23 protein-coding genes are annotated in these 21081 nt (G+C 35.4%); 16 read left to right on the top strand and 7 right to left on the bottom strand.

What is annotated here, in order from left to right:
* Positions 1–12 precede the first annotated feature (12 nt).
* From GA693_RS00320 to GA693_RS00305, 4 genes are read right to left on the bottom strand one after another with little or no spacing between them, the layout of a single operon-like run.
* Positions 13–801 (bottom strand): VirB8/TrbF family protein, encoded by a 789-nt coding sequence (locus tag GA693_RS00320; RefSeq protein ID WP_005000436.1) that lies wholly within the window; start codon positions 799–801, stop codon positions 13–15.
* On the bottom strand, positions 801–1886 hold the full coding sequence (locus tag GA693_RS00315; protein WP_005000437.1) for a type IV secretion system protein: 1086 nt from the start codon (positions 1884–1886) through the stop codon (positions 801–803). The genes GA693_RS00320 and GA693_RS00315 overlap by 1 nt, the downstream gene beginning before the upstream one ends.
* Positions 1887–1893: 7 nt before the next feature.
* On the bottom strand, positions 1894–2313 hold the full coding sequence (locus GA693_RS00310; protein ID WP_005000439.1) for a hypothetical protein: 420 nt from the start codon (positions 2311–2313) through the stop codon (positions 1894–1896).
* Complete coding sequence (locus tag GA693_RS00305) at positions 2300–2671, bottom strand: hypothetical protein (RefSeq protein ID WP_005000442.1); 372 nt, start codon at positions 2669–2671, stop codon at positions 2300–2302. The genes GA693_RS00310 and GA693_RS00305 overlap by 14 nt, the downstream gene beginning before the upstream one ends.
* A gap of 1621 nt (positions 2672–4292) precedes the next feature.
* Here GA693_RS00305 and GA693_RS00300 point away from each other — a divergent pair.
* Genes GA693_RS00300 through GA693_RS00290 form a run of 3 tightly spaced genes read left to right on the top strand, consistent with a single transcriptional unit; the run spans position 4293 to position 5639 of the window.
* Positions 4293–4532 carry a hypothetical protein gene (locus GA693_RS00300; RefSeq protein ID WP_005000443.1) on the top strand — a complete coding sequence of 80 codons (240 nt, stop codon included), beginning with the start codon at positions 4293–4295 and terminating at the stop codon, positions 4530–4532.
* Between the two features lie 16 nt (positions 4533–4548).
* On the top strand, positions 4549–5238 hold the full coding sequence (gene parA / locus GA693_RS00295) for a ParA family partition ATPase (RefSeq protein ID WP_005000446.1): 690 nt from the start codon (positions 4549–4551) through the stop codon (positions 5236–5238).
* Complete coding sequence (locus GA693_RS00290) at positions 5235–5639, top strand: hypothetical protein (protein WP_005000449.1); 405 nt, start codon at positions 5235–5237, stop codon at positions 5637–5639. The genes parA and GA693_RS00290 overlap by 4 nt, the downstream gene beginning before the upstream one ends.
* A gap of 640 nt (positions 5640–6279) precedes the next feature.
* On the opposite strand, the gene GA693_RS00280 is transcribed toward GA693_RS00290, so the two are convergent.
* A complete protein-coding gene (locus GA693_RS00280; RefSeq protein WP_005000195.1) occupies positions 6280–7308 on the bottom strand; it encodes a hypothetical protein in 1029 nt (342 codons plus the stop codon).
* Positions 7309–7695: 387 nt separating this feature from the next.
* On the opposite strand from GA693_RS00280, the gene GA693_RS00275 reads away from it, so the two are divergent.
* The 8 genes from GA693_RS00275 (at position 7696) to GA693_RS00240 (ending at position 12389) form a co-directional block, all read left to right on the top strand.
* Positions 7696–8001 (top strand): hypothetical protein, encoded by a 306-nt coding sequence (locus GA693_RS00275; RefSeq protein ID WP_005000193.1) that lies wholly within the window; start codon positions 7696–7698, stop codon positions 7999–8001.
* Positions 8002–8226: 225 nt separating this feature from the next.
* Complete coding sequence (locus GA693_RS00270; RefSeq protein ID WP_005000189.1) at positions 8227–8622, top strand: hypothetical protein; 396 nt, start codon at positions 8227–8229, stop codon at positions 8620–8622.
* Between the two features lie 310 nt (positions 8623–8932).
* Positions 8933–9526 carry a hypothetical protein gene (locus tag GA693_RS00265; protein ID WP_017480466.1) on the top strand — a complete coding sequence of 198 codons (594 nt, stop codon included), beginning with the start codon at positions 8933–8935 and terminating at the stop codon, positions 9524–9526.
* A 230-nt stretch (positions 9527–9756) separates the two neighbouring features.
* Positions 9757–10230: a hypothetical protein gene (locus GA693_RS00260; protein WP_015060716.1), complete on the top strand. Its 474-nt coding sequence runs from the start codon at positions 9757–9759 to the stop codon at positions 10228–10230.
* A 233-nt stretch (positions 10231–10463) separates the two neighbouring features.
* Entirely contained in the window at positions 10464–11291 is an 828-nt protein-coding gene (locus GA693_RS00255) for a DUF3560 domain-containing protein (protein ID WP_015060717.1), read from the top strand.
* A gap of 61 nt (positions 11292–11352) precedes the next feature.
* Positions 11353–11589: a hypothetical protein gene (locus tag GA693_RS00250; protein ID WP_015060718.1), complete on the top strand. Its 237-nt coding sequence runs from the start codon at positions 11353–11355 to the stop codon at positions 11587–11589.
* A gap of 160 nt (positions 11590–11749) precedes the next feature.
* Positions 11750–12172 (top strand): hypothetical protein, encoded by a 423-nt coding sequence (locus tag GA693_RS00245; protein ID WP_015060719.1) that lies wholly within the window; start codon positions 11750–11752, stop codon positions 12170–12172.
* A complete protein-coding gene (locus GA693_RS00240) occupies positions 12159–12389 on the top strand; it encodes a hypothetical protein (RefSeq protein ID WP_017480467.1) in 231 nt (76 codons plus the stop codon). The genes GA693_RS00245 and GA693_RS00240 overlap by 14 nt, the downstream gene beginning before the upstream one ends.
* A gap of 223 nt (positions 12390–12612) precedes the next feature.
* Here GA693_RS00240 and GA693_RS00235 read toward each other — a convergent pair whose 3' ends face one another.
* Positions 12613–13149 carry a conjugal transfer protein TraD gene (locus GA693_RS00235; RefSeq protein WP_015060720.1) on the bottom strand — a complete coding sequence of 179 codons (537 nt, stop codon included), beginning with the start codon at positions 13147–13149 and terminating at the stop codon, positions 12613–12615.
* Positions 13150–13680: 531 nt separating this feature from the next.
* Here GA693_RS00235 and GA693_RS00230 point away from each other — a divergent pair.
* From GA693_RS00230 to GA693_RS00220, 3 genes are read left to right on the top strand one after another with little or no spacing between them, the layout of a single operon-like run.
* Positions 13681–16593, top strand: coding sequence for an AAA family ATPase (locus GA693_RS00230; protein ID WP_017480453.1), 2913 nt, complete (start codon positions 13681–13683; stop codon positions 16591–16593).
* 14 nt (positions 16594–16607) lie between these two features.
* A complete protein-coding gene (locus GA693_RS00225) occupies positions 16608–17852 on the top strand; it encodes a DUF1173 family protein (RefSeq protein ID WP_015060702.1) in 1245 nt (414 codons plus the stop codon).
* A gap of 10 nt (positions 17853–17862) precedes the next feature.
* Entirely contained in the window at positions 17863–18315 is a 453-nt protein-coding gene (locus tag GA693_RS00220; RefSeq protein ID WP_004993232.1) for a hypothetical protein, read from the top strand.
* Between the two features lie 61 nt (positions 18316–18376).
* Here GA693_RS00220 and GA693_RS00215 read toward each other — a convergent pair whose 3' ends face one another.
* Positions 18377–18814: a hypothetical protein gene (locus tag GA693_RS00215; RefSeq protein WP_017480454.1), complete on the bottom strand. Its 438-nt coding sequence runs from the start codon at positions 18812–18814 to the stop codon at positions 18377–18379.
* 107 nt (positions 18815–18921) lie between these two features.
* On the opposite strand from GA693_RS00215, the gene GA693_RS00210 reads away from it, so the two are divergent.
* Together GA693_RS00210 and GA693_RS00205 are read left to right on the top strand one after the other, a co-directional pair.
* Positions 18922–20054, top strand: a protein-coding gene (locus GA693_RS00210) for an IS3-like element ISAba14 family transposase (RefSeq protein ID WP_223155595.1) whose coding sequence is annotated in 2 segments (ribosomal slippage) — positions 18922–19174 and positions 19174–20054 — 1134 coding nt in all. Because the reading frame shifts where the segments join, the coding sequence is not laid out codon by codon here.
* A 104-nt stretch (positions 20055–20158) separates the two neighbouring features.
* Positions 20159–20938 carry an APH(3')-VI family aminoglycoside O-phosphotransferase gene (locus GA693_RS00205; RefSeq protein WP_002011642.1) on the top strand — a complete coding sequence of 260 codons (780 nt, stop codon included), beginning with the start codon at positions 20159–20161 and terminating at the stop codon, positions 20936–20938.
* Positions 20939–21081 lie beyond the last annotated feature (143 nt).

Raw genomic sequence — 21081 nt, 5'->3', positions numbered from 1 at the left:
CCGATTACCTTATTAATTATTAGAAGTCTGTGCCACAGGCTCAGAAGCAGTGCTTGCTTCAGGTTTAGGCAATGGTTGAGTAACTGGGTTTTGAGTAACTAACGCATCATTTGATGAGTTTTGCGTTAAGTTCCAGTTCTTAAACTTCACGCCAAATGGGTTAATCCAACGATCTTTTACGTTGAGATCGTCAAAGTTGTCAGTGATATAGTCAGCCGTCACTGTGTAGCTGTACTGGCGAATTTCAGCACCTTTAATAACGGTTGTTTTAAAGTTGGCTTGAACTTTATTGTTGCCAAGAAAGTTGACAGCAATAACTTTAGGAGTGATTGAGCCAGTTTCACCTAGTTGGTTGTAAGGTGAGTTTTGATTCATTCCGCTAACTTCATTTTCAAAGTCGGTACGATCTTGGCTATCTAAGAAAATAGAAGCTTTGCTGTACTGTGCAGAAAGTTGGTCTTTACCAACTTTGCCGTAATAGCCATAGCGATTGCTGATAGTGTCCCAAAAGTAGGAGGTCACTAATTTTTCAATAAGTTTAGGGTCAGTAGTTGAATCAAACTTTTCTACACTGGTCATAATTCCAGTTTCAGAATCAATTACAGCAATCATAGGAACTGGTTGTTTTAAAGGTGTTAATCCTTTAATTGCGATACCTTGAGCAACATTACCTATACCTAGAACGGTCGCCAAACCAAGAACCCAAATAGTGATTTTACCGTTACGATTTTCAGACTTTTTAGTATTGTCTTGAATCTCTTTAATTTGAGCGTCTAACTGCGCTTTTTCTTGTGGTGTCATTAGCGTTTACCTCCACGACCAAAACTTTTAACCATATTGGTGCCTGAACTGGTGATACTTGAAGTCGCACTGGTTGAAGCTTCAAAGCCACTGCCGACCAAAGAAATTGCAATTTTTGGAACAAGCCAAAACAGCCCAATAACAACGATCAAAACAATTACCATGATGAAAGCCCCAGTAAACGTACTGCCGTTTTCATTAAGGTTTTGAATGCCTGCGACAACTGAAGTAAGCACTAAGTCACAGCTCACAATCAGCAAAAGAAGAACAACAAGAGGGGTTAAAATTGCTTGTAGCCAGTTTGTGGCATATCTGCGAGTTGCAGGGAACATTGCACATGCAAGAAAAATCGGTGCAACTGCGATTAGAATGCCAATAATGACTTTACAGATAATCCAAATTAAGAAGAATAAACCGCAGACAATGCAGGCTAAACCAAAAATCAAGCTATAGATCAGGACAAAGAAGAAGCCCGAAACGACATTGGTAATACCTGTATCAATGTTATTAAAAGCTAATGCGATAGATTCAAAGATAATAGATACAAAAGACTGCAATGTTGTTTTTGAATCTGTACCTGTCATTTCAGTAATCAGGTTCGGTACATCATCGAGGAATACTTCAGCAACGTATGGAAAGAAAGCATCCCATGAAAATACGATTGACCAAATCAACAGCATAATAACGAAAGTGGCTATCACACCCTGAATTTCTACAGCCATGCCTAACATCATTTTAATAGCTTGGAACGAAATCCAAATAATGATAAAGCCTGCAAAAACTGGAATGATTGGAGCTGTGACTTTCTGATAGTAACCTTGCAAATTGTCTTTAATGTTTTTATCAACACCAGTAATCAGACTATCAACAACCTTGTCTAATTCAGACATACCATTTTTGGTAACTTCAGATACATTCTGCGATATTTGATTAGAGTTATACGCACCGTTAGAACCGCCAGTCGTCCCAGTAGGTGTACTGCCATTGCCTAAATCTTGTGGATTGGTAAAGTTATCGACCGCATAAGCCGAGCTAAAGCTAAAAAAACTAAACAGAAGCAAGAAAGCATAGATAATCTTTTTCATAGTGACCTCAGCGAATTACTGGAATTTCGGGCGGGTTTTTTGAAGTCTTTAAGAAAAAGTTTTGTGTATCTGATTTTCTTAATTTTCCGTCTGAATAGACAAAACAATCACTAGCCAAAGAGCCTTCATAGCAATATGTATCGTCTTTAACGAATGTTAAGACCCCGCTTGATTCACCAGTAAATTTAGGCAACTTTGCAGGGTTATATTGGTTCATGTTTTGGATTTGATAATTGACTTTCTTTACTGGGAAATTGCCCTGTTTATCAGCTTCAGAAATCACATAGTACGAATAAAAAAATTCAGATTTTGGAGTGTGTTCGGGAACCCATACGCCTGAAATGTCAGGCTTAGAAGTGAAACAGCCAGTTAGACCTAAAGCGACAACCGCAGAAGCTAGACCGAGTTTAATTTTATTGATTTCCATTTTGCTGTTCTCTCTCATAAGTTAGAACACCGCTTTCACTACCAAGCTTTAGCTTTCCATCTACAAGCTGAAAACAAGCATCGTTAGGCGCACAAAGCAAACCGTTATCAGGTTTAAACTTCATGTCTGTAAAAACGCCTTTAGCTAAAATAGTGACGGTGTAAACGTCTTTAGTTGTGCTTTTATCAATAATGATTCGATCATTGATAATTACGTCATTTGCTGATTGCGATTGTTGCCCTATTGGGTTCATCCAAACGCCTACATAGTCATCCCCTTTCACTTCAGGCGCTTTAGGCTCGTCAGAACAAGCCGTCAAAACTAAAGCCGTAGCGATCGGAAGTAATAGTTTTTTCATACGACATTACCCCCAGTTTTTACCGTTTTAGTTACTTGAGCGAATGGGTCAGAGATTTGATTTTCAGCGCTTGGGATTGGTTGATATACGCAAGCGCATGGTGATTTTTTTAATCCCTTTTGTGATGATGTATTTGTGGCACAGGCTGTAAGTGCTGTTAGGCTCAAAATGCCCATTGTGACGAAGATTTTTTTCATAGTTCTAGCCTTATCGGTTATAGAGTTATAACAGTATAACTCTATAAGTTTAAAAATAGAACAAGTTTACTAAAATCTAACCATTTCAACTGTTTTAAATGGTAAACAAAAAGATAACACTCTTATTATTAAGTATTCATATTCAATCACTTAATTGTAATTTTTTACTATTGAGTATAAAGGCTCGAAAGTTTATGCACGTATTGGGAATGCTTCAGCATACCCAATGCTAAGTAAAGCTTTGAGCAATCAACCGACTGTAGGTAAGGGCTACCGTTCCCGCAGGCACAGAGGGCGATAGTTAATTTATTTTGATTTTATGAATAATAATTAAGCGTGTGGTGATACCCTTTATTTAGGGTGATTTAGAGTTATAACTCTATGATATTTCAATAAATAGCAAAAAAAAGTTTTTGATTGTTATAGGGAAATTGTGAAATAGCGCACAAAGAAAAAGCCCCGATAGTCTTGCAACTATCGGGGCTATGTTCTATATTCTTCGGTACACAGTTATTTGATGCGGTAAACATCATCTAACGAAGATCATAAGGTTTGGCGACCGTTATGATTTCACCTGAAAGGCTTGTACCTGAACTCTATTATTGCATTTATATTAGATTTTGCAAGTCATACAATGAAAAAACTTCGTTAATTTAGTGTCTATTCGTGTATCAAATAAGCGCATTGTTTATTTGCCGAGCTTCGTCTACTCCTGTGTTTTATAAAACTTTATGTTTGTAAGTGCATTGCCTTAAATGGGTCAACAATGGCATAGAGTTTTAAAGACGGTTGGTGTAGCAGGAGGATACAAGTGACGGCAGTATCACCAACGCAAGAGTTAAGCACCTAGCCAGTGTAAAACGCCCGCTTGCTGATGAACGCACAATAGGCGGGGACGCAGGGAATACGCTAGGAACTGGCATAAATAAGACGTTGGGGAAACCCTCCTTGAGATTGCCGACCTAGTGAGTGAGCTAATGCGTGTGCAGGGGAGCTGTAAGGCTCTAAATACTCACTTGCTGTTATGCCCTTACATTGGCATACAGTGTCGATTGAAAGCGATGTCGGCTCCGACAGCAATGCTACAACGGCAATATTCAAGATAGCCATTTTAAGCAATTTTTTTTGCTTAGGCTATCTAGGGTGAATATTGCCGAAATCTGCTCAATCTCACCAACCGCAAGGCGGTTGAAGCGAAGCGAAAACGACTAAGGTTGTGAGGTTGAAGCAGATAAGCGCCTTATTGTAATAGCGCCTATTCCCAGTACATATATAAGTATTGCTTATATATAGTTTTACTTATAAAGACTTTAAATAACAAACTATTAGAACAATAGAGAACAATTACAAAAGTATCTAAAATACCCCTTGATTGTTTTGTGAGTACAAATTAATATATGTATAAATAGTTAGGGAATATACCTATGATTAAATCTACTAAAGGTAAGACAAGATCAACAATGATTGGTAATCAAAACAGTGTTAAAGAAGTTGTCAAAGAAGATAGATTTCAAACACGTATGAACCATGAAGATAAGTTGAAACTTATTAAATTCTGCAAAGATAACAATTTAAGCCAAACAGATTTTTTAATTAATTCAATGGTCGATAAAGGCATTCTTCCTGAAAGCAGACGATCAGTAAAAACAACAGACAATACTTAATTTAAAGGAAAAGAACATGAGCAATAACACTGAAAAATTATCTAAAGTAATAGCATTGGTTAATCAGAAAGGCGGTGTATCTAAAACAACGACTTCAATTAATTTAGCTATGGGCTTATCTCTACGTGGGTATGACGTACTGTTAGTTGATGGTGACCCGCAAGCTAGTTCACTTGACTGGGCTACTGTACGTGAAGAAGCAGATATTGATTTAGGCTTTACTGTTATTGGTGTACCAAAAACCAACTTAGCCAAAGAGATTGCTAAAATTAAATCAAAATATGACTTTGTAATCACTGACAGCGCAGGCAGACAGTCAGAATTAACACGCCTTGCTATTGTAGCTTGTGACGTTGCGATCGTTCCAAATACGACAAGTCCATTGGATGCTTGGGCTACTAAAGAAACCTTAAAATCAATCAATGAAATTAAGGGCTATCGTGATTTTTCAGCTTACTTTTTATTGAGTGGCGTAAACCCACAAACTAAGGTCTTTAATGAGGTTAAAGAGTGGTTAGCTGAAAGTTACCCTTTACCAATTTTGGACACTAAGATTGCGTTACGAACTGCTTTTTCACGTTCATTGGGCGAGGGCTTGTCTATCTATGAATATAAAGATGATCATGGGAAACAGGATAAGAAAGCAATTGCCGAAGTCGATGCTTTAATTGATGAAATTTTACAACGTGAGGGAATGACTGAATGAAAGCACCTAAAGGCAATGCTACTGTGACCAGTAGCAATGCCCATATTGCAAATGAAAAGGCTCACATTGTTAATTCTTTGAACTTTGACAAAATTCAAAAAATTAAGATCAATCCCGATCTATACAAAAAGATCGAGAAAGTAGCGGATAAAAGAAAAGTCGTACTAGCAGATATTGCTAGATCGGCTTTGGACTTCTATTTAAACAATCCAAGTGCGCCATACAGTGAAGAATTAAGTAAGGGTAATTCTAAGCAATTAATCTACACCATTAATCACTTGTATGATGTGAAGATAAACAGCTTTAAGGCTGTTCATGGTATCAACCGAAGTGACCAAATTAGACAGGCATTATCGGCTTGGCTTATCAATGAAAACTTATTAAAGCTTGATGAAAATTAAGGGCTTGATATGAACCTAAATGATCTAAAAAATAAGGTGATCATAAATAATGAAATTGATCAAAAAAACTTTGATTACCTAATTACACAGGTAGATCAGGTTGCAATTGAGTACGCTATAAATGAATTGGAGAGCCAAAATAAGCGACCCTATCTATCTAATATTTTTAAGTTGCTAGAAATACCGCCCCGCCAATAAGTGGGGCTTATTTGTCTTTGGAGGGACTGACATGCAGAAAATTATAATCAGGGTACTTATCATCACTGGCTTTTTAATGCCTGCAATTATTATGTTCTTTTTCCCTAGCTTAACTGGGACTAAGTTTTTTTGGTTAAGTATGCTTGTATTCTGTTTTCTAATTTTGCGAATACGTGGAATTTTGCTACTTTTGGGCATTACTTATGCCAGTCTATCTTCTATGTTTTCCCGCCATTAAAACCGCCCTACCCTATTAATTAAAACCGTTTTAGCACGTATGGACTTGCAATTTCATTGCTTGGTCCATACTTGGCCAAAACTCTTACTGTGAAAAATCATATTCCGATGCTTGGTCAAAACTGCAAGTATGCAGTCTTGACCAGGCATCTACTTTATTGAATGATTTAAGTGGGTTATGAGTGCGGGGGAAATGTCAAAAAGGTCAGTCCATATTTTTTATAGTACCGCCAACTAAAGTTATAGGTATCCATTTAAAATCGTATCGTTCATAACTACCTTTTGCCCCATACCAATACAAGTGATAGTGCGCCCGCCTTAAATGTGGTCTGCGGTGTACTTTTGATGATTGTTTAGAATATTCAGTTAATTGATCATTTACGGCTTTAATCTGCTTAGACATTTCCTTGCCTGCAATAAAAGGCTTGTACTTTTGGGCTTCAAATAATCTAGGCACACGCTTTACGGTCTGAACGCCTACCCTTTCCTTATGGTTGTCAGGAAGCAATGGGACATAATCAGGCTTAGATAAACTGAACCAAAGCAAAATATTGATAAGTTGCTTTTGTAGGGATTGGTATTGATCTATTTCATTTTCATCTAATATTGAACGGTCATCATGAAATTCATCTATGAAATCTGATAAACAATCTTCTATAGCTTTTTCTTCATTGACTAATAAGACGATTGTTCGAGTTAAACCAGTATCAAGAAAAATCGTAGATACTAAAACTTTTTGATAGCAAAGTTCAGTTAAGGTAAATATCACTCCATAAATTTTAGATTGCTGAAAGTGCAAATCAAAATTATCAGTTTGAACGTAAATGCACAGCTCAGGAACATTGATCAAAAAGTTTGGCAAATTGCCCTCAAATTTACTTTTTGTTAGTTCAGTTGCTACCTCATTTTCAAATCTATAAATATTCTTTGTCAGCATCCAAGAACCGAGCGTGACCAGTTCACCAGTAGGACAAGGCAAATTATTGATTAGATGATCGGGAATTGCATCACCAACATTTAAACCTTTCTGCCAGTCTGGAGCATAGCAGTCTAAGCCTGCATATATCCAATCATCCCAAGTGACCAAAGAACTAATTTTTTTATCATCGTTTTTATACTTGATAGCCTTTGATTCAATCTTATTAAAGATACCCTTAAAACTTGCTTTCAAGTGTTGGCAACGTGCAGTAACGACCTTTAAAGGTATTGCAAATTCATTAGATAAGTTCGCCATGAAGCCCTGCCCTGCTTTTAATTAAGTAATTCTATAACACTATATCTAGTGCGGATCTCATACCTACTAGCCACTATATATAGTGTTTCTACTATCGCCCTCTATGCCTGCGAGAACGGTAGCCCTTGCCTACAGTCGGTTGATTGCTCAAAGCTTTACTTAGCATTGGGTATGCTGAAGCATTCCCAATACGTGCGTAAACTTTCGAGCTAATATTATACCTAAGTTGTATTGTACTCACAAATCATATTATGCGTATTAATGTTAATTAGTATAGCAGTAATAATAATTTCAAAAGTTTACATATATTGTTTTGTACTCACAAATCATTATATGTATAATGTATTTATTAAGTCGATTGGCGACTTAAATAATAGGTGATTAATTATGAACAATATTTTCACAAAGTTGGATACTAAAAAAATAGTTATTGAACTACTAAATGCTTTTGAAAAAGCAAACTTCGATTACTACTCAAGAGCCTATCTTGAAAGTCCAAAAGGTACATTTTGCGTGTCCTTTGGAAACTGTCAAATGCAAGATGCAAACATTATTACTATCTACATAGATAAAGCACCACATGAGTTTTATTTCACCCATGAACATTCCAATATTGCTGAAGCACATCACGAAGCAATTAATCTATTTAAACAAATTTTAGACTTTTACTTTACCTATCTAAAGCAAACATAAGTAAGCCCCGCAAGGGGCTTTTTTAATGCCTGCGGGCTTGGTTCAGATCGGGAGTGACCAAAACCACAGGAAAGGGAAACAACCCACTACAGCGAAAAATAAGAGCAATCAGGGCGCATAACGCTATTACATTAATTTACCTATATTGTTTTGTACTCACAAATCAATATAGGTATAATATATTTGTCAGGTCGATTGGCGATCTAATAAAAAAGGCTTTGAGTTATGACCAGTAAAGAACAACTTTCGTTAGAGTTGCCTATAGTTGAAACAGCTCAATCATACAAAGATATGAAAGGGCTATATAGCGTTGATATTTCCCATATATACCGCTTTTATATTCTCCTTAATTGGTATGGGGTACTAGAAAAAAGCAAAGTGATTAAAGCGGGCAGTGATGCAATTTTTGAATGTGATAATGAAATGATTGCAGATGAAATTTTAAATTGCATTCCGAGCTGTAAAAAAAGAAAGGTTTATCGAGTACCAAATTTTAACCCTATTTATTTTTCAGGAATAGATAAGCCATCGGTAAACCGTTGGAAGTTTTCAGTAGAAAGAAAACTAGGCTATGAAAAATCAATTTACTTTAGATCAGTTGCAAGCCGTTGGGATTATTAACCCCCTGCCCTAGTCGCAACCCTGCGGGATTGCTTTGTAAGTCCCGCTTAGGGGCAAAGGGGAGTAGTTGCGGTTCTGCGGTCAGCTCGACAAAATCACAGATTTTGTCGGCTTCGCTTGAACCTTGCAACGGTAATCAGGGAGGGAAGAATTTTTATATTTCTTCAGTTCGCAAAGTAGACACTTTGCTCTATTGATACCGCCTAGAGTTTTACACTTGTTTACATATATTGTTTTGTACTCACAAATCAATTTAGGTATAATGTATTTATCAGGTCGATTGGCGACCTCATACAAAAGGTACTCGAAAATGAAAAATTTTACTCAAAATGAAAAAGGTCAAATGTTCTATGAGGGCAGTTTGGTTTTAACTGCTAAAGACGGTTCGGTTTTTTTTGTATCAACTGAAATGCTTGTATGTAAGGCGTATCGAGCAAAAGCAAAAAAACCATTTATCAATACTCACTACAGAACAATTGAGCGTTTAAAACAAGCCGTTGGGGAAAGTATCCAATCATGTAATGCAAGATATGAGCAAAAATTACAGAACAAAGAAAAAACCGCAGAGCGTTTAAAAAAATTCCGTGAAGAACTACAGGTAGGCGATATTTTATCTACATGCTGGGGCTATGAACAAACCAACGTAGAATTTTATCAAGTGGTATCTAAGAAAGGCGCATTTTGTGAAGTTCGGGAAATTGCTAAACGCTCACATGATACGGCTTTTATGCAAAGTGAAGTATCACCAAAGCAAAACGAATTTATTGGAGAACCAATTAAAAAGAAAATTTTAGACGGCTATATCATGATCACAAGCTATATCAGAGCGACACCGCACGAATACGAAACACTAGCAACAGGCACAAAGGTTTATAAGCGCAGTTATGTTTCATCATACGCATAATTAAAAGAAGCCCCGCAAGGGGCTTTTTTAATGCCTGCGGGCTTGGTTCAGATCGGGAGTGACCAAAACCACAGGAAAGAGAAACAACCCGCTACAGCGCAAATCTGAAGCATTCAAGACACACAATAATAATTACACTTGTTTACATATATTGTTTTGTACTCACAAATCAATTTAGGTATAATGTATTTATCAGGTCGATTGGCGACCTCATACAAAGGAATTAAAAAATGACTGATTTAGTTTTGTTGACTGATGAAGAAATCGCAGACATGAGCTATGACAGCTTTAATAAAACCGACCTAGTTGCTATGCAGTCAATGCAAGAAAGCGAATTTCCACGCTATACAGTTGCAATGGCTCATACAATTTATGTATGGGAAAATATCTTATATCAAGAAGCAAGCCGATTATGTGAAAGCTATGACGGGGGAGTATGGGAAACTAAAAACGGCTTTTGGACTTTGCAATCTGATTCAATTTTTTATATGGAAAATGGATGGGACGAAGCGTTTAACCTGAATGCCCTAGAATTTTCAATTGTGGTAAATTTATTTGCATTGTCTAAAATTGCAATGATGACATACAGCTCAAAACCTGCAATCAATCGCAGAGCCGTTTTTTTTAGTGATTACATAAAAGACGTTATACATAAAAATAGGAATGTTTTAGATACTACAGCAATTTATAAATTGATTTATTAAAAGAAAAGAAGCCCCGCAAGGGGCTTTTTTAATGCCTGCGGGCTTGGTTCAGATCGGGAGTGACCAAAACCACAGGAAAGAGAAACAACCCGCTACAGCGCAAATCTGAAGCATTCAAGACACACAATAAAAATTACACTTGTTTACATATATTGTTTTGTACTAACAAATCAATTTAGGTATAATGTTTTTATTAAGTCGATTGGCGACTTAAATTAAAAAGGTATTGAATTATGAACGACCAAAATAACAATGATGCAATCAAAGCAGAACGCTTAAACCGTTATGAAGAACGCCAACAAAACCGCTTAGATCGTTATGAAGCTTTAGCTGATAAAGCAACAGTAAAAAGCACAGTATTGGCGACACGTTCAAATCAAATGGTTGAATGTATACCGTTTGGACAGCCAGTTTTAGTTGGTCATCATAGTGAAAAACGAGATAGAAACTTTCGTTCTAAAATTCACTCTATTATGGGTAAATCAGTTCAGGAAATGAAGAAAGCCGAATACTATCAAAATAAAGCTGATAGCGTAGGCAAGGGCGGTATTTCAAGTGACGACCCTAATGCAATAGAAAAACTTAAAAGCAAGCTTGAGAAGTTACAGCAGGCGCAAGAGTTAATGAAAAAGGCTAACAAGTTAATTAAAAAATTTCCCGAACACAATGCACGTTTAGAGGGATTAATTGAACTTGGATTCTCTGAAGAAAAAGCTATAGACGTATTAAATCCTAAATATGGCTCAATTGGTTTTGCAAGCTATTCACTTCAGAATAATAATGCTGAAATTAACCGCTTGAAAAAGCGTATTGCAGAATTGCAAACACTTGAAAATAGAACTTCAAATGAAGTTGAGAACGATCTTTATAAATATACAGAATGCAAAATAGAAAACCGTTGCATGTTTATATTTGATGGTAAACCTACGGAAGAAATACGCCAAATTTTAAAAAGTAATGGTTTTAAATGGTCGCCAAGTCGGGGCGCTTGGGTACGCCAGTTAAATGCAAATGGGATATACGCATCTAAACGAGTAATAAGCCTTATAGATCAAATATAATAAAGTAAGCCCTGCGGGGCTTTCTTTACTAATCAATGAAGCAATTTAAGGAAAGGTTAAAATGATTGAAAAATTATCTTTTGTTGGGCTAAAGGTGATCGAGTGTTTTAAAGATGCTGGGTTAGATCAAGTTTACATTGATGATAAAATAGAGGAGTTTTCTACATTAAATAATTATGCATCATTACACAAAGCGCTAAGAATACTTGATGATAAAAACATGCACAGACTAGCCCAAAAACTAGGTGTACATATTGAAGATTTAGAATCAACATTACTGGTTTTAAATCAAATATAGAAACCAAAAAAGTGGTGATAAAGTCGCCCGCAATTTTTTTGCGGGTGATATTCCAATGAAGCAAAAAAATTGCGGTTCATTGCGAATCAAATTTATGGATATGCAAAAAAGCATAGTCTTAACAGGTAAGAGCTAACATAAAGTTATTGAGGTCACTAATATGAATAATGCACAGTTCAAAATAGAATGCTTTAAGAATGGCTTATACAGTCGGGAACAGGTTATAGATTTTTATAATGTAGTCTATGAAGAAAATACAAAGTTCAATAAGCGTGATGCTCAATTATGGATGAATGGCAAAACTTCATATATCTATACAATAGATCAAACAGCTATAGATATGATCAATATGTTAAATAAAATTAGAGCCGAACTAATTGCAGAAGAAAGCGAAAGAATCCAAAAAGGCAAACCAAGATACACTAAGCTTTTTAAATCTGAAGTTGATTTATGGGCGGTACACAATGAACTTTTGAATCTACCATTAAACTTTTATCACTCAATATTGTTAGAGTTGAAAGTAACTGAATTAGATTACTATGAGAACATAGAGCAAATGGAAAATTTTAATGAAAAACACTAAGTATAAATCTAAAATTCTGATGATAATTATTTATACACTTGTAGGAATGTTGGCAGGGTATAACATTGGGAATTTTATAAGTAGCCACTGGTACAATGATCTTGGACAACCAAATCAAGATTTTTACGAAATGATTAAAATATTTTTTAATCTAGCTACAACTTTGCTATTTGGTACTGCCTGCTTATATATTTTTAAAGATGATATTAAAAACTAAACTCTAGGCGGTATCAATAGAGCAAAGTGTCTACTTTGCGAACTGAAGAAATATAAAAATTCTTCCCTCCCTGATTACCGTTGCAAGGTTCAAGCGAAGCCGACAAAATCTGTGATTTTGTCGAGCTGACCGCAGAACCGCAACTACTCCCCTTTGCCCCTAAGCGGGACTTACAAAGCAATCCCGCAGGGTTGCGACAAAATATAAGATATTTCAATTTTAGTCATTCAGCAGTAACACTTCCTGAATTATCAACTAAAGTGCTTTTTGATTTTTTTGCTTGTTCACGATCATTAATAAATTTGTCACCTGAAGCTTTCAAACTATCAAAATAACTTGGGTTATTTTTTGCATTTTCAATAGCACTTAAAAGCATCCCAGTGATAATGCCTTTATCTTCAGATGGGAAGTCTACCATTTCAAAAAGAGCGCCAATTGTAATAAGCTTGTGTTCACGTTTTTTTCGATCTTTAGCTTGTGCAACTTGGACTTCTTTTTTTAAACCTGCAAGAAGTTTTTTTTCATCCTCCTTGATTTTTTCCAGTTCTAAACGAGCTTTATATTTTTTAAACTCATTTTTCATAATCCGTTCAAAAGAACTAATTTGCTGTTTCGTTGGCGTACCTGATTCAATGTTAGAAACTAAAGTTAAGATAATTTCTTCAGTTTGACTTTTGTTCTCAAGTTTTTTTAAACGATCAATTTCTTCAGTGACGAATTTTTTTTGATCTTCAGTAAATTTAAAATCCTCAATATTCATTTTCTTAATCCAAAAGTTATAAGGTGATCAAATAATATCACAATGAAAAATTAAAAAATCCCAAAAAAATACAAAGCAACAAAAAACTATAAGAGTTCGCAAAGGCAATAGCACTGTCAATATTTTTCAGACTGAACGGAAGCCATAGGCTCACGGCTCATCTGAAAACATATTGATCAGCAAAAATCAAAAAAACACACTAATCCTAAAGGGGGTGTAAACGAAGTGTCTACCCCCGATGACCCACTGGCGAAGTGTAGGGATTCATAAGGGAATTATTCCCTTATGTGGGGCTTGGGGTGAAACCCCATATCTATATAAAAATAAATTACAAAAAAAGCCAAAAATCAGCCCCAAAAACCGCTTTTAAAATCAATGCCTTGCATTGCTTCAAAATCGGACAAATGCAAGCATTTGTTTTGTCACTTGTAGCGAATATATAGAGAGGTTATCATGACTATAGCAGTAGGAATGCACGCTTCCGCGTTTCTCTCCGAGAAACAGAAAAAGCAAAAGCAAAAAAGGCATAAAATGGCGATCTATCACTTATCAGTTAAGACAGGCAGGCAATACGGTTCTACAGGAACTCGTGGCGCAAATCATTACGCCTACATTAACCGTGATGGAAAGTATAAAAGAGATGATTTAGAAAATATTAAATCTGGAAATTTACCGTCATGGGCTACTGATGCAAAACACTTTTGGAAGTCAGCAGATAAGAATGAGCGTATTAATGGGCGTGTTTATACTGAATTAGAAATTTCATTACCTAGAGAACTTAATAAAGAACAAAGAGAAGAATTAGTAGAGAAATTTGTTGAAAAAACTTTAGGTGAAAACTTCACTTATTCTTATGCAATTCATAGTCCTCTAGCTAGTGATGGTCAGCAAAACCCGCATGTTCACCTTATGTTTTCTGAAAGAAAATTAGACGGTATAGAGCGTGACGAAGTAAAGCATTTTAAGCGTTATAATCCAGTAAACCCTGAAAAGGGCGGTGCGGGTAAAGATCGTTATTTTTCTTCTAAAATGTTTGTGGTTGATACCCGCCTAGAATGGGCTAACCATGTAAATGATTTTTGTGAAAACTTAGGTATTGATGCACGTATTGATCATAGAAGTTTTAAAGAGCAAGGTATTGAATTGTCTAGCCAAAACTTTAGAGCTGATTACGTTAGCAGTCACAAATACCATATCAATGAAAATATTAAGCAAGTACGTCATCAAAATGGTGAAATAATAATTGAGCGCCCAAGCGAAGCAATTAAAGCATTAACTTCTAATCAATCTGTTTTTTCAGTGCGTGAGCTAGAGCGTTTTTTAATGGCTCATACAGATGGTGAAGAACAATATTTAAAAGCTTATGAATCGGTAATAACTTGCCCTGATATGGCTACTTTATATGGTAAAGATAAAGTCGTATTTTCTTCTAAAGAGCTTGTAGGTATTGAGGAATCAATCTCAACATTTATCTATAATGCTAATGAGGAAAGCCGTATTCAAAAACCATTTAATCTAGTTGAGAAATTACCTTTAAATGCGGTACGTGTTGCTGAAACAAGAACATTTAATAGTGAGCAAGAAAAAGCATTCTATACCTTAACTTCTACCGATCGGATTACATTGTTGAATGGTTCTGCGGGCACAGGTAAATCATACGTTCTAAGTGCCGTTTCTGAAGCCTATAAAGAATCTGATTATCAAGTATATGGAATCGCATTACAGGCAATTACAGCTAAGGCTATAGCGAATGATTGTGATATTCCAAGTAGTACAATTGCTTCTTTCTTGTCTAAGTATGATAGCGGTAATTTAGAAATAAATAATAAAACTGTATTGATCTTGGATGAAGCAGGCATGGTCGGTTCAAGAGATATGCAACGCTTGCTTATGCTTGTAGAAAAACACGATGCACAAATAAAATTAGTTGGTGATAGTTACCAGTTAAGTGCAGTAAGTGCGGGTCATGTATTTGCAAATATTCAAGAAAACTTAGATAAGAAAAATATTGCTTCACTAGAGGATATTCAACGTCAGAAACATGCCAAAGAATCTGACAAGATGATTCAAGCATCTAAATATCTTTCTAAGCATGAAGTAGGTAAAGCAATAGATATTTATAAATCTATTAATATGGTTAATGAATACGAATCTCATGATCTAGCTTTAGCTAAAACTGTTAAGTCATGGAGTGAAGATTCTAGCGAAAGTAAATTAATGCTTGCTCATTCAAATAGTGATGTGAATGAACTAAATCGAATGGCTAGAGCATTGCTTATCAAACAAGGTAAGCTTAATCCTGAAAGTGTTTCTGTGAAAAACTATCAAGGTGATTTAGATATTTCCATCGGTGAGAAAATTGTATTCAAACAAAATAATTCACAGATGAAAGTTAGTAATGGTGAACTGGCTAAAGTAATAGGTTTTGAAAAGGATAAATTCAATAATCCTAAAGCTATGATGGTTCAAATGGAAAGTGATAGCAGAATTGTTAGAGTTGATTTAAAGGAATATGACCAGTTCAAACATGGCTATGCAAATACTATTCACTCATCACAAGGTATGACTGTAGATAGTGCTTATATTGTAGCTAGTGAAAATATGAATGCTAATTTAACTTATGTTGCTTTAACTCGACATAAGCAAAATATTCAAATCAATTATAGTGCTTTAACTTTTGCAACTAATGAAAAAGAAACTGTTAAGACCCCTGACGGTAAAGTTTCTTATGACCATAATTACAAACCAGTAGAAAGAGAAGTAACGGCTTTTGAAAACTTCAAAAAGGTACTTGGACGTTCAGAAACTAAAGAGTTCTCTACAGACTTCACACTTGTAGAATCTAAAGATAATTTAATGAAGTCTTATTTAAATGATCATAGATTGCATTTAGAGAATAAGCGTGAATTGTTTGGAATAAATAGCAAGCTGTATTCATTGACCAGTGAAAATAAAACATTCACTAAAGAAGAAATCGTTTCTGAAGTTAGAGCAAGTTTGAAATCTAAAGCCTTACTTGGTGACGAGATCGTTAAGTTTAACGGCAATATGAATATAGCAAAAGGTGAGCTTGTAAAACTTACTAATGATCTTGAGATTAAAACAGGACTATTTAAAAAGGTAACTTTTGAAAAAGGTACTGAATTAAAAGTTATTGATGCTTATAAAGTTAAAGATAAGCCAGTAATGAAAGCACGAATTAAAAATGAAGAATACGAGATTCCTTTCAATAAATTGAATCTTGAATATTCAGATAAATACTTTAATGAGTTTAAAGACCAGTCAAAAGCTAGATTCGATTCACGGCATAAAACTGAAGTCTATACAGAGTTTAGAGAACAGCTTTTAAAGCAAAAAGCGAATGCACCAAAAGACAATTTGAATGCACCTAATCAGCGTATTAAAAACCCAAATACGCCTAATCGAAACACACCTAAATATTAAATGAGGGCGGTTTTATGAATAATTTTATACATAATGGAAAAATTGTTAGTCCTGATGATGAAGTATTAACACAGGCAATTTTGCAAGAGTGTTATCAAAAAGGGATTAGACCTATTTGCGCTTGTCTGCCACAAAAAAACATTGAAATGTATATCGCTAAAATTGGCGAAAACTTTGTTTTAAAGCGTATGCCTAACAGCGCAGATCAGCACGACTTTAGTTGCCTAAGCTATGAGCCACCTACTGAAATTTCAGGACTAGGCGAGGTTATTGGGGAAGCTATCAAGACAGATGAAACAGGGGCAAGTGTTTTAAAGTTTGAGTTCAGTTTGTCAAAAAGCAATGTATCCAAACAAGCGCCTACGCCAAGTGATACACCTAAAGATACTGTAAAAGCTGAAACAACAAAATTGACCTTAAAAGGGACGTTAGATTACTTGCTTGAAGAAGCTTTGTTAAACCGCCACCAACCGAACATGAAGCATAATTGGTTTCAATTTCGCAAGGCATTAAAAGTAGCTTTGAATGATAAAAAGAATAAAAAAGATGATTTAAGTGGATTGGTTTATATCCCTGAATATTACGACCAAACCAAACACAATGAGATTGAAGCCCGAAGAAAAGCAGAGTTGGCAGACCTGAAAGTTAAAGGCAATAAACGCCCATTAAAAATATTTATTGGTGTGATTAAGTCTATTGAAGATGCACGTTTTGATGGGGGCAGAATCATTCTAAAACATGCCCCAACCTTGCATTTATTTATGGATGCAAAAATGTATAGCCGAGTTAATAAACGCTTTGAAGCCGAGCTTGAGCAGGCGCATTATCAAGACGATGTAAACCTATTAGCAATTGGGACTTTTGGATTTGCGGATAGTGGTATCGCAAAGATTGAAGAAATTGCTCTAGTGCCTTTAAATCAAACTTGGCTACCATTTGAGAGCTTGGGTGAAAAAGAACTCTTAGACACGCTTACAATGCAGAATAGGTCATTCATTAAGTGCTTGCGATATAATCTAAGCCCTAAAAGTCCAATTGCAAACGTATTGCTTACAGACACCAACCCACCAACGGCATTTTACTTAATCAATGATCAGACTGAAGATTCTTATATTACTGAAGCAAAGGAATTGATTGCTTCAAGTGAGTTCACATCAATTCTGGTCAATGTCGATCGGGACGTTGTAGACATTCCACCACCTGAAAATAAACCGTTGTTAGGCTATAACAATCATACTGACACCGCAGTTAATAGTTAAGGATTCATATATGGATTACCAAGAACAGGAACAATTTAAAATTTTTGCGGGCTTTGTCGCTTTTCTGATAGCTGTTTTTTGCTTTCTAGTATGGAAAGGCTCAAGTGCCGTAGGTTTAGATTTTGCCACTGGAATGAAGTCTAGTGTTGGCTTAATTGCTTTGGTAGTGGCGCTGTACTTTGCTATCAAATGGGATATACCTAAAGCTATGCTTTACCCTACGGTAGCTGTTTTATTGGTTGTCTGCTTATTCCCTGCATTAAATTATTATGCGCTTGAAGCTTCAGAAAAATCATTTAATCAAACAACTAATTTTCTTGGTCAGCCAGTACAAGAATTTTCAGCGACCACAATTACCGTTATGTGGGGCATGTGGTATATGAAAGCGGTTTACATGCTTGTAGCGGGCTTAATTGGAGTTGTTCTACAAAGAATTAGGTATCCTGAAGAAAATTATTTTTAAGCGTACTAAGCAAAAAAAGCCAGTTCTATACTGGCTTTTTTATTTTTCTAAAAGGTTGTTTTTAGTCTAAGTTTCTTTTAATGATGATTTTGTATTTATTATGGTCACGCTTTCCACGTTGCCCTGAAAAATATATTCCTGAAGTAGATACATTGTCTGAATTAATCAAAACAAATGGTAAATTTTGTTTCGCTAGAGTGATATAAGCTTCAACACAATCTTTTAACTCATTGTTTTTTTGATCTTTTGGCAAGTCAGCTACGATAAAGCCAACATTAAGTTGATGCTTTTCAAATGTTTCAATAGCTTCACGTTGATCTGCGTCATAGTGAATTTTATTAATTAGTCTAGATATACAAATTGAAATAATTTCATAAACAAGAATTGCGAGTGCTAAAAACATCCCCGCAAAAACTGTAATTTCTTTGCTAAAAATTACACCTAAGTATTCACTTATAATGAATTTAATAAAAATAACTAAAGCTACAACGAAAATCAAAATTTTCAGTATGTTTAGAAGAGATGGATCCGTAAATTTGAACAACTCCTATAAGTGATATTCTGCTCCTCAAATGATGTTATAAACATCAATATATGGAGTATTTTATGGCACGTAGACCAAGAAGAAATCATTCAAATGATTTTAAAGCTAAGGTAGCACTTGCTGCGATTAAAGCAGAAAAAACACTTGCTGAATTGAGTGCTGAGTTTGATGTTCATCAAAACCAAATTATTGACTGGAAAAATCAATTGATCTCAGCTTCCTCGCAAGCTTTCGATCAATCAAAAGCTCCAACAGAACCACCCATCGATCTAAAAAAACTACATGCAAAAATCGGTGAGCAGGCATTAGAAATTGATTTTTTAGAAGGTGTGTTGAAGAAACTGGGCCGCTTCAACCACAAAAGTTAATCGACGACTCACTTCAGATTTCAGTATCTAAGCAAGCTAAGCTGCTGAAAGTCTCCCGTGGTTGTTATTACTATCGCCCAAAACCTGTGAGTGCATCAGATCTGAAGCTGATGCGATGTATTGATGAATTACATATGCAATATCCTTTTGCAGGCAGTCGTATGATGCGTGATTTGTTGAATCGTCAAGGACATCATATAGGACGACGTCATACACGTACTTTAATGAAGAAAATGGGTATTCAGGCGTTATATTGCAAACCAAATTTAAGCCAGGCTAATCAAGCTCACCGTAAATATCCATATCTGCTCAAAGGATTGGCTATTCAGCGCAGTAATCAAGTGTGGTCTACGGATATAACGTATATCCCTATGGCAAAAGGCTTTGTTTATTTATGTGCTGTGATTGATTGGCATAGCCGCAAGGTACTTGCGCATAGAGTATCGATTAGTATGGAGGTGGATTTTTGTATTTCGGCTTTAAATGAAGCGATTGAAAAATATGGTCGACCTGAAATATTTAATACAGACCAAGGCAGCCAGTTTACCAGTGATGCATTTATTGATGTATTGAAATCAAATGGCATTCAAATCAGTATGGATGGTAAAGGTCGATGGGTAGATAATGTGATGGTTGAACGATTATGGCGGAGCGTTAAATATGAAGAGGTGTATCTCAAAGCTTATAGCAGTGTCACAGATGCGAAAAAGCAATTAAGTGCATATTTTGAGTTTTATAATTTGAAACGACCTCATTCGAGTCTAGACAAAATGACACCAAATGAGTTTTACTATGATCAGCTACCCCAACAAAACAAGGTGGCTTAACTAGAGCGGAATATCACTTATAAATACGCTTTTAGTTGTTCAAACAAGTGGGACCACCTCTCTCGCATTTGCGGGGTTTTAATGCTGAATAAAAGGAAAACTTGATGGAATTGCCCAATATTATTCAACAATTTATTGGAAACAGTGTTTTAGAGCCAAATAAAATTGGTCAGTCGCCATCGGATGTTTATTCTTTTAATCGAAATAATGAAACTTTTTTTCTTAAGCGATCTAGCACTTTATATACAGAGACCACATACAGTGTCTCTCGCGAAGCGAAAATGTTGAGTTGGCTCTCTGAGAAATTAAAGGTGCCTGAACTCATCATGACTTTTCAGGATGAGCAGTTTGAATTCATGATCACTAAAGCGATCAATGCAAAACCAATTTCAGCGCTTTTTTTAACAGACCAAGAATTGCTTGCTATCTATAAGGAGGCACTCAATCTGTTAAATTCAGTTGCTATTATTGATTGTCCATTTATTTCAAACATTGATCATCGGTTAAAAGAGTCAAAATTTTTTATTGATAACCAACTCCTTGACGATATAGATCAAGATGATTTTGACGCTGAATTATGGGGAGACCATAAAACTTACCTAAGTCTATGGAATGAGTTAACTGAGACTCGTGTTGAAGAAAGATTGGTTTTTTCTCATGGCGATATCACGGATAGTAATATTTTTATAGATAAATTCAATGAAATTTATTTTTTAGATCTTGGCCGTGCTGGGTTAGCAGATGAATTTGTAGATATATCCTTTGTTGAACGTTGCCTAAGAGAGGATGCATCGGAGGAAACTGCTAAAATATTTTTAAAGCATTTAAAAAATGATAGACCTGACAAAAGGAATTATTTTTTAAAACTTGATGAATTGAATTGATTCCAAGCATTATCTAAAAATACTTAATTGTCTTTTTACGTCGCTAAATTTTAAATAAATAAGTGAAGAGCGTTAGTGGAGCTATTGATTTAAAGTTTTATATCACCAATAAATCTAAATTTTGGTTTTTAAAATGAGCTTAT

The sequence above is a fragment of the Acinetobacter indicus genome (assembly GCF_009914475.1).
Lineage (GTDB): Bacteria > Pseudomonadota > Gammaproteobacteria > Pseudomonadales > Moraxellaceae > Acinetobacter > Acinetobacter indicus.
The sequence above is the reverse complement of the archived record's forward strand: the minus strand, read 5'-3'. Positions and strand labels throughout refer to the sequence as shown.

What these genes read in the sequence shown, in the direction of transcription:
- GA693_RS00265 (WP_017480466.1), top strand. Translation starts at nt 8,933, where the DNA reads ATGAAAAATTTTACTCAAAATGAAAAAGGTCAAATGTTCTATGAGGGC.
- GA693_RS00305 (WP_005000442.1), bottom strand. Translation starts at nt 2,671, where the DNA reads ATGAAAAAACTATTACTTCCGATCGCTACGGCTTTAGTTTTGACGGCT.
- GA693_RS00225 (WP_015060702.1), top strand. Translation starts at nt 16,608, where the DNA reads ATGAATAATTTTATACATAATGGAAAAATTGTTAGTCCTGATGATGAA.
- GA693_RS00320 (WP_005000436.1), bottom strand. Translation starts at nt 801, where the DNA reads ATGACACCACAAGAAAAAGCGCAGTTAGACGCTCAAATTAAAGAGATT.
- GA693_RS00230 (WP_017480453.1), top strand. Translation starts at nt 13,681, where the DNA reads ATGGCGATCTATCACTTATCAGTTAAGACAGGCAGGCAATACGGTTCT.
- GA693_RS00240 (WP_017480467.1), top strand. Translation starts at nt 12,159, where the DNA reads ATGAAAAACACTAAGTATAAATCTAAAATTCTGATGATAATTATTTAT.
- GA693_RS00250 (WP_015060718.1), top strand. Translation starts at nt 11,353, where the DNA reads ATGATTGAAAAATTATCTTTTGTTGGGCTAAAGGTGATCGAGTGTTTT.
- GA693_RS00275 (WP_005000193.1), top strand. Translation starts at nt 7,696, where the DNA reads ATGAACAATATTTTCACAAAGTTGGATACTAAAAAAATAGTTATTGAA.
- GA693_RS00235 (WP_015060720.1), bottom strand. Translation starts at nt 13,149, where the DNA reads ATGAATATTGAGGATTTTAAATTTACTGAAGATCAAAAAAAATTCGTC.
- GA693_RS00290 (WP_005000449.1), top strand. Translation starts at nt 5,235, where the DNA reads ATGAAAGCACCTAAAGGCAATGCTACTGTGACCAGTAGCAATGCCCAT.
- GA693_RS00245 (WP_015060719.1), top strand. Translation starts at nt 11,750, where the DNA reads ATGAATAATGCACAGTTCAAAATAGAATGCTTTAAGAATGGCTTATAC.
- GA693_RS00255 (WP_015060717.1), top strand. Translation starts at nt 10,464, where the DNA reads ATGAACGACCAAAATAACAATGATGCAATCAAAGCAGAACGCTTAAAC.
- GA693_RS00310 (WP_005000439.1), bottom strand. Translation starts at nt 2,313, where the DNA reads ATGGAAATCAATAAAATTAAACTCGGTCTAGCTTCTGCGGTTGTCGCT.
- GA693_RS00260 (WP_015060716.1), top strand. Translation starts at nt 9,757, where the DNA reads ATGACTGATTTAGTTTTGTTGACTGATGAAGAAATCGCAGACATGAGC.
- GA693_RS00205 (WP_002011642.1), top strand. Translation starts at nt 20,159, where the DNA reads ATGGAATTGCCCAATATTATTCAACAATTTATTGGAAACAGTGTTTTA.
- GA693_RS00280 (WP_005000195.1), bottom strand. Translation starts at nt 7,308, where the DNA reads ATGGCGAACTTATCTAATGAATTTGCAATACCTTTAAAGGTCGTTACT.
- GA693_RS00315 (WP_005000437.1), bottom strand. Translation starts at nt 1,886, where the DNA reads ATGAAAAAGATTATCTATGCTTTCTTGCTTCTGTTTAGTTTTTTTAGC.
- GA693_RS00270 (WP_005000189.1), top strand. Translation starts at nt 8,227, where the DNA reads ATGACCAGTAAAGAACAACTTTCGTTAGAGTTGCCTATAGTTGAAACA.
- parA (WP_005000446.1), top strand. Translation starts at nt 4,549, where the DNA reads ATGAGCAATAACACTGAAAAATTATCTAAAGTAATAGCATTGGTTAAT.
- GA693_RS00220 (WP_004993232.1), top strand. Translation starts at nt 17,863, where the DNA reads ATGGATTACCAAGAACAGGAACAATTTAAAATTTTTGCGGGCTTTGTC.
- GA693_RS00300 (WP_005000443.1), top strand. Translation starts at nt 4,293, where the DNA reads ATGATTAAATCTACTAAAGGTAAGACAAGATCAACAATGATTGGTAAT.